The sequence below is a fragment of the Providencia sp. 6390 genome, assembly GCF_058148425.1.
The window spans coordinates 1-8,446 of the sequence record NZ_JBYVYL010000019.1 but is presented as its reverse complement, the minus strand read 5'-3'; the positions used below and the strand labels follow the sequence as shown (position 1 = coordinate 8,446).

1 protein-coding gene is annotated in these 8,446 nt (G+C 48.4%); it reads right to left on the bottom strand.

All coding sequences use genetic code 11. The features are described 5' to 3' along the window. Window positions 1–8,446 (bottom strand): amino acid adenylation domain-containing protein (locus AC3Z9T_RS21165; RefSeq protein WP_490128033.1); only part of this gene is annotated, 8,446 nt, incomplete at both ends.

The following is an 8,446-nucleotide window of genomic DNA, read 5'->3' as shown; positions in this document are numbered from 1 at the left end:
GTGCGTCAACAGAGCCACCGGTGCGGCATCTTCCAGCATATAGGCGAGCCGCTCGGCAGGATAGCCAGGGTCAAGCGGTACATAAGCGGCACCTGCTTTGAGAATAGCGAATAGGCCCACCACCATCTCAAGGGAGCGTTCAACACAAATGGCCACTCGGTCGTCAGGTTTAATGCCAAGGCTAATCAGGTGGTGCGCTAATTGATTCGCACGGCGGTTGAGCTCAGCATAAGTCAGATGTTGGTCTTCAAACCGCACAGCAATTGTTTCAGGGGTGCGGTTAACTTGTGCTTCGAATAGCTGATGGATCAGTGCATCTTGAGGGAAGTCGGCGTTGGTGTCGTTAAAGTCAACTAACAACTGTTGACGTTCACGTTCTGGTAATATCGGCAGCGTCATAATCGGGCGTTGCGGTGCTGTAGCCAATGCCTCAATCAATCCTTTAATTGCGCGTTCCAAATAGTTCACAATACGGCTCGCATCAATGTCCGCACATGTTTGAGCAATCAAACGGAAATTATCACCAAGATTGTCTACGGATACCGTTAACGGATAGTTGGTACGTTCATCTACGGTTAACTGGCGCATACCCTGCCAAACTCGAGTGGTCTTATCGTTGCTTTGTGCACCGTGTTGGCTATGACGGTAGTTAAACAGTGTACTGAACAGCGGTAAAGGAGGCATAACGCCACTACAGCGTTGTGCCAGTGCCAGTGGCGTTTGTTCATGCTCCAGCAGTGAGATAAGCTCATCATAGGTTGAACGTACGACATCCAGTACGCTGCACTTATTCTGTATATTAAGCGAAATACGCAGCGGTAGCGTATTAATAAACATCCCCATCACCCTATCTGCCCCATCAGTTCCCTGTAAACGACCGAGTAACACTGAACCAAACACCACATCATCACGATTACTGATATGTGCTAATACTTGAGCCCACGCCACATGGAATAACACACTTGGGCTTACACCATGTTGGCTTGCCTGATGATATATGGTTTGTGCTGTAGTAGGTTCAAGATACAGTGCGACTTCGTCCATTTGATCGCCTGTTATTTTGCTATCAAGAAGACCAAAAGGTGCTGTCGGTGCTTCTACATCCGCTAACCGTGAACGGAAATAAGCTTCATGAGTCTCCATCGGCACACTTAAAGTCTGCGCGATAAAGTTACGATAAGGCAGCGGGGTTGGTAAGTTGCTCTCGTTGTCTTGCAAAATAGCGCGTATTTCATCAATCATTAGGGCGAGGGTAATGTGATCGCAGATCAGATGATGAAAACCTAACGCCAGCAACCACTCCTGATTAGCCATATCGTGAGCAATATCCGCAGTAAGTAATGGTGCCTGACTGAGATTAATACGGCGTATTTGCGAGTTGGTCTGTGTGCGTAATTGACTGAGCACATCCCTATCCGAGTCATTTTTCAGCGTATTTATTGGTAATGTTGCGTGTCGCCATACGGCCTGAACAGGCTGATTTAGTCCCTCCCAGTAAACGGCGGTACGCAAGATATCATGACGATCGATAACTTGTTGCAGTGCGCAGAGGAAGTTATCAAGGCGTTCGCGGGTATCAAAAGCAATCACAGTTTGTGATAGATAGGTGTCTCCCTGCTCTTGGAGCAGATAGTGGAATAAAATTCCCTCTTGCAGTGGTGAAAGTGGGTAAATATCTTGTATATTCGCTGCCCCGCTTGGGGTTGTTGTGATAATCACATCAATATCAGCTTGAGAGAGTGGTATCAGTGGCAGCAGTTCAGGGGTAATTGCCGTGCAGTTTGGCGGGATCAGGTTATCAGGGATCATTAACGGTTGTTTCGAGCGATCCGCCTCAATCTCTTGCGCCATATCGCACAACACAGGCGCAGAAAAAACACTGCGTACATCCAATGTCTCCCCGATATTACGTAACCGCTCAATTAAGCTCACCGCCATTAACGAATGGCCGCCAAGCTCAAAGAAGTGGTCATATCGGCCAACGCGATCCAATCCCAACAACGCTTGCCAAATTTGTGCTAACGCCGTTTCTAGCTCACCCTGCGGTTCGACGTAACCACGGGTGGCGACGGCAGATTGATCAGGGGCAGGTAGTGCTTTGCGGTTAATTTTACCATTTGGTGTGAGTGGTAAAGCATCAAGTATCACAAAGGCGCTCGGGATCATATACTCCGCCAACTGTTGCGCTAATTGCTGACGTAATTGAGCAGGATTAAGCGTTGTGTTTGGTTGAGCTCGAAGGTAAGCCACCAGACGAAGATCACTAGGAATGTCTTCACGAGCAACGACTACCGCTTCCTGTACGCCAGAAAGCTGCATAAGACGTGCTTCAATTTCACCCAACTCAATACGGAAACCACGGACTTTAACTTGGAAGTCATTACGACCGAGGTATTCAATATTACCGTCTGGTAGCCAGCGGCCGAGGTCGCCCGTTTTGTACATTCGTGCGTTTGGTGTGAGTGAGAATGGATCAGCGATAAAGCGTTCTGCACTTAGATCAGGGCGGTTTAGATAGCCACGTGCAACACCCGCGCCGCCAATAAAAATTTCACCTGCGACGTTGAGCAGTGTTGGGCGCCCCTGTGGATCTAAAATATAGATATGGTTATTGGCGATAGGACGGCCAATTGGTACAGTGAGTCGCTCGTTAAAGGTCTCAGTGGTAACAGGGAAGACAGATGCCCACACTGTCGTTTCGGTTGGGCCATATTCGTTATATAACGTGGTTGATAGGCCGCGCTGTTCAATGGCGGTGTAAATTTCAGGTGAGCAGCGTTCGCCCGCAACAATCAGCGTTTGTAACTCAGCAAGTTCGCCATGTTGACTCATTTGTAACAGGTTTAGCGCTAAAGACGGCACGCATAATAGAGAATCAATATGATATTTGTGTAACAGATGTAGTATGGCGGTTGGATCAACGGCTATTGCCTGCTCAGGTAAATAGAGACTGCCCCCACGAGTCAGTGTGCCAAATAGGCTGGCAAGTGCGCTATCAAAAGCAATAGAAGAGAGCAGTAATACCCGTTTAAATTTAGGGTAAGTTAAATATCGAGCGTAGGTTGATGCCACAATATTGCGGTGCTCAACCATGACGCCTTTAGGTTCACCTGTCGAACCTGAGGTATAAATAATATAGGCCAGATGATGGGCTGTCAGACCTAGTGTTTGTGCATCTGGATCACTTTCTGGATAGCCTTCAAAAAGTGACTCATCGTCTAGCAATAGGATGGGTATTGCGTCGCCTAATAATGTCACTAGAGATGTATCGGTGAGAAGGGCCACAGGCGCGGAGTCCTCCAGCATATAAGCGAGACGTTCTGCGGGATAAGTAGGATCAAGCGGAACATAGGCTGCACCAGCTTTAAGGATAGCCAATAAGCCAATCACCATTTCAGGGCTACGTTCGATGCAAATAGCAATGCGATCATCAGGTTTAACGCCAAGTCCGATCAGATGATGTGCTAGCTGATTGGCGCGGTAGTTAATTTGTGCATAGCTGAGCTGCTTCTCTTTGAACACCATTGCGATGGCATCAGGTGTTTGTGCAACTTGCTGTTCGAACAGCTGATGAAGCAGCATATTTGGCAGCTCGGTATCTGTCGCGTTGAAGTCACTAAGCAGTGTCTTGCGCTCCGCTTCTGGTAGCACTGACAAACAAAGAATAGGTTGCTGCGGTGCATTTGTGAGTGCTTCAACAAGAACGTTTAGGGCTGTTATCATATAATGCACAATACGAATGGGATCTATTTCGCTCACGGTTTGCGCCACTATGCTAAACCCTTCACCCAGATCGTCTACGGAGAGAGTAATTGGGTAATTGGTGCGTTCTTCTGTCGCCAGCAGTGTGACACCGTGCCAGTCGTTGTGGTTGTTTGCCTCGGACTGACTATGGCGGTAGTTAAGTAGTGTACTAAATAGTGGCATCGGTGGAGTAACCCCACTACAGCGTAGCGCAACAGAAAGCGGTGTTTGCTCATGCTCAAGTAAATCGATCAGTGAGCGATAAGTCGCTTGTACGGCATCTCGTATACTATGTCCTGCAAGAGAAAGGCGCAGAGGTAACGTATTGATAAACATTCCCATTACCTGATCAGCTCCCGCTGAGCCTTGAAGGCGTCCTAGCAATACCGAGCCAAAGACCACATCATCACGCCCACTGGTTTGCGCCAGCACTTGCCCCCAAGCAACATGGAAGAGTACGCTTGGACTAATACCCAACTGGCGGCACTGTTGGCGAATGGCCAATGCAAGTGAAGGCGCAAGGAGCTCACTGGCTTTCACTGTATTGCCGCCATCACCTTGTATATCCAGCAACCCAAATGGGGCTGTGGGTTCATCGATATCAGCTAATTGGTGACGGAAATAATCCTCATGTTTTGATGCAGGTACACTGAGGTTTTGCGCAATAAAGTGACGATAAGGCAGAGGCGCTGGCAATGCATTTGTTTGGTTTTGTAAGAATAATCGCACTTCCTCAATCATTAGCGCCAGTGTCATATGGTCGCCGATTAAGTGGTGGAAGGTTAGTGCTAGCAGCCATTTATTACGTTCGCCGTCGTACACAATATCGGTTGCAAATAGTGGCGCTTGATTAAGATTAAGGCGACGCACACTTGGGTCTATATAAGCCTTTAACTGCGCCAGAACGTGTTTTTCTTGTGCGGGAACAAAGGTATTTATATTTAAGGGAGCTTGGCGCCAAACCACTTGCACAGGTTGGTTTAACCCTTGCCAATAGAGCGCGGTGCGTAGAATATCATGACGGTCAATCACGCACTGTAGCGCATTTAAGAAGGCATCGAGATATTCACGGCTATCAAAAGCGACAATATTGCTAAGGAGATAAGCATCTCCCTGAGTCTGTAACCGGTGGTGGAATAAAATTCCTTCCTGCAAAGGCGAAAGCGGGTAGATGTCCTGCACATTGGCGGCACCCGCGGGCACACTGGCGATAATTGCGTCGATTTCATCCTGAGATAACGTGACTAATGGCAATAGGTCAGGTGTAATGTGTTGACAATCTGCGGGGATGATATTCGGCGGAATGTGGCTCAGGCTACTTTCTTGCTCTACCTGCATCGATGCAGCCATGTCGGCAAGTATCGGTGAGGCAAACACGCTACGTACACCAAGTTGATAACCCTGATGACGTAATTGTTCAATCAAGGTCACCGCCATCAATGAATGGCCGCCCAGTTCAAAAAAGTTGTCTTGACGTCCTACCTGTGTTAAGCCCAACAGAGGTTGCCAAACGGATGCCAGAACGGTTTCCTTTTCACCGACAGGTGCTTCATAGATTTGGGTGACGATGGCATGCTTATCGGGTGCGGGTAATGCTTTACTATCAAGCTTGCCATTGGCTGTGAGTGGGAATGCCTCTACGGTGACAAAGGCACTCGGTACCATATAGTCGGCTAAATGATGCACCAATTGCTGGCGCAGCTCGGCAGGTATGAGCTCAATATCAGGTTGTGCAATAAGGTAAGCGATTAAACGGGCTTCTCCTAGCGCGTCTTCACGGGCAATCACAACAGCTTCTTTTACCCCCACACATTGAAGTAGGCGCGCTTCAATTTCGCCCAACTCAATACGAAAGCCACGCAGTTTAACTTGGCTGTCATTACGTCCTAAATAGTCAAGATTACCATTGTCTAGCCAGCGACCAAGGTCACCTGTTTTGTAGAGCCGAGCATCAGATTGATGGCTAAATGGATCGGCAATAAAGCGTTCTGCTGTTAACTCAGGTTGATTGAGATAGCCACGGGCGACACCGATACCGCCAATATATATTTCACCCGCGACACCGATAGGCGCCAGTTTACCTTGTGTATCTAAAATATAGATGTTTGTATTGGAAAGTGGACGACCAATGCAAGGCTCTCTTTCATCATCAATATTGCATGAATACAGTGTCGCGCAGACGGTGGTTTCTGTTGGTCCATAAGCGTTAAACATCTGCCGCCCACAAGCAAAGCGTTCAACTAATGCGGGAGGGCAAACTTCACCGCCAACGACCAATGTTTGTAATGTAGTAGGCAAGCTATCTAGTGTAGCCAGAGCTGTTGGCGTTATCAGCATATGAGATATTGCATAGTCTTCGAGTGTTTGATGCAGCGCAGGGCCCGGCAAAATAGCCGTACGTTCAGCAAGGTAGAGTGTCGCCCCTGCGAGCAGCGTCATGCAGCATTCTTGCATACAGACATCAAAACTAAAGGATGCTAACTGTAGCACATGGCTATCTGCGGTAAGATGCAGTGCCTCAATCTGCCCATTAAGCAAGTTGCACATACTGCGATGTTCAACCATCACTCCTTTGGGTTTACCTGTAGAGCCAGAGGTGTAAATCACATAGGCTAGATGGCGCGGTGTAAGATCCAATGAAACAGGCAATAAATTACTGTCTGACATTTCGACTGTGATTGTTGCGGATAGATTATCCAGTTCGATAATTGGTAGTGTGCTCTCAAGCCGCTCAACTAGCGCAGTTTGCGTCAGTAATACGACAGGGTTAGCATCCTCCAGCATATCGGCCAAACGTTCTGCAGGATAAGCGGGATCTAACGGCACGTAGGCGCCACCTGCTTTTAGTACCGCTAGCATAGCGATAACCATTTCTAGGCTGCGCTCAGCACAAATTGCCACACGGTCATCTGGCTGTAGGCCACGAGAACGCAGAAAGTGAGCAAGACGGTTAGCACGACGGTTAAGTGCGTCATAGCTCAATGATTGCGAGCCAAATATCACTGCTGTTGCGTTAGGACTGCGTTTTACCTGTTCTTCGAATAATACATGGGTAAAGGTAGGCTCAGGGTGTGCAACCTCTGTAGGGTTGAAATCGACCAGTAATGTCTGACGTTCATTTTCTGGTAAGACGGAAAGTGTCAGCACTGGGTGCTGTGGCGCATTCTCAAGGGCATCAACCAGACCGTGCATGGCGGTCAGCAGATAGTAAGCAATCCGTGCGGGGTCGATTTTTGCACTGGTTTGAGCTAAGAAGCTGAACCCATCGCCGACATCGTCTACTGAAAGTGTAAACGGATAGTTGGTACGGATATTCTCGGTAAGTATTTGCATACCCTCCCAAGCGTGGCTATCTTGATCTCGTTGTGTATGGCGATAGTTAAGTAACGCACTAAATAGTGGTGTTGAGGGGGCTACTCCGCTACAGCGTTGTGCAAGTGCAAGCGGTGTTTGTTCATGGGCCAACAGGGTGGTCAAATCACGATAGGTTGCTTGTACCACATCCAACACGCTACGATTGGCAAGAGAGATCCGCAGTGGCAATGTATTGATAAACATCCCCATTACCTGATCGGCACCCGCAGAGCCCTGTAAACGGCCGAGCAGCACCGTGCCGAAAACCACATCGTCACGACCACTGGTTTGTGCCAACACTTGAGCCCATGCCACATGGAACAGCACCCCTGGGCTTATCCCTAATCGGCGAGATTGCGCATATATCGCGTTAGACAAAGGGGTAGGAAGTGATACACGGACTTCTGCTATATCGTCTCCTTCACCTTGCGTATCCACTAAATCGAAAGGTGTTGTTGGAGCACTGACATCTGCCAGTCGTTCACGGAAATAAGCTTCATGTTCAGTGTTTGGAACGCTTAATATTTGGGCGATAAAGTTACGATAGGGCTGTGGGGTTGGCAATGCATCCTGTTGCCCTTGTAATAGCAGGCGAATTTCACGGATGATCAAAGTCAGCGTCATATGGTCACTTATTAGGTGATGTATCCCTAATGCAAGTAACCATTCTCCCGTTGCACTGTCGTGAGCAATATCAGCTGACATCAGCGGTGCCTGATTGATATCAATACGGCGTGTACGTGGATCGGTGTGTTGCTTCAATTGTGCCGGTACGTGATTGGGTGAGGTCGGCTCAAAAGTCGTAATGGGTAAGTTTGCGTGGCGCCAAACCACTTGCACCGGTTGGCTTAACCCCTGCCAGCACATAGCGGTACGCAAAATATCGTGGCGATCGATAACTTGCTGTAATGCACTTAAAAAAGCATCGAGACGACTGCGGTCTTTAAAGGCAAGTAAGTGATATAGCAAATAGGTATCGCCTTGCTCCTGAAAACGATAGTGGAAGAGAATACCTTCTTGCAGTGGTGCAAGCGGGTAGATATCTTGCACATTAGCAGCCCCCCCGGTCACGCTTGCTACGACGGTATCGATCTCCGTCTGAGTCAGTGTCACTAGTGGCAGCAAATCTGGGGTGATAGTGGTGCAGCCCGCGGGAATACGGTTAGGCGGTACCTCAAGAGTCGGTTTATTTTGATGTGCTAGTACGGCTGTTGCCATTTCACACAGAGTAGGGGCAGAAAAAATACTGCGCACATCCACGTTTAAACCAATATTACGCAGCTGCTCAATCAGGCTGACGGCCATTAGTGAATGACCGCCGAGCTCGAAGAAGTGATCATACCGTCCT